This is a genomic window from Nocardioides cremeus, from assembly GCF_030518195.1.
Taxonomy (GTDB): domain Bacteria; phylum Actinomycetota; class Actinomycetes; order Propionibacteriales; family Nocardioidaceae; genus Nocardioides; species Nocardioides cremeus.
In genome coordinates this window covers 1-225 of sequence record NZ_JAULSC010000418.1, presented here as the reverse complement: position 1 = coordinate 225, position 225 = coordinate 1, and the positions used below count along the sequence as shown (strand labels likewise).

At 82.7% G+C, this 225-nt stretch carries 1 protein-coding gene; it reads right to left on the bottom strand.

Going from position 1 to position 225, the window contains the following annotated elements; genetic code table 11:
- Window positions 1-39: 39 nt before the first annotated feature.
- A partial coding sequence (locus QWJ41_RS21570; protein WP_302710550.1) for a hypothetical protein occupies window positions 40-225 on the bottom strand: 186 nt, incomplete at its 5' end.

Genomic DNA, 225 nt, shown 5'->3' with positions numbered 1-225 from the left:
CCCGGGAACGCCCGGCCCGGTCCAGTCAGGCCCCACCTGTCAGGCCCGGCCCACCAGCGCGAGCAGGGTCTCGACCGGCCCGGCGCCGGGCCGAGCGGCGCCGACGGCGGCGAAGTGCCCCTCGGCGCGCCCGCACGCGACCGTGCAGCGCGCCACTGGCAAGAGCGCCGCGGCCAGGTCGGGCGGCAGCGCCCCGGTCGCGCCGTCACGGACGCGCGGCGCGCC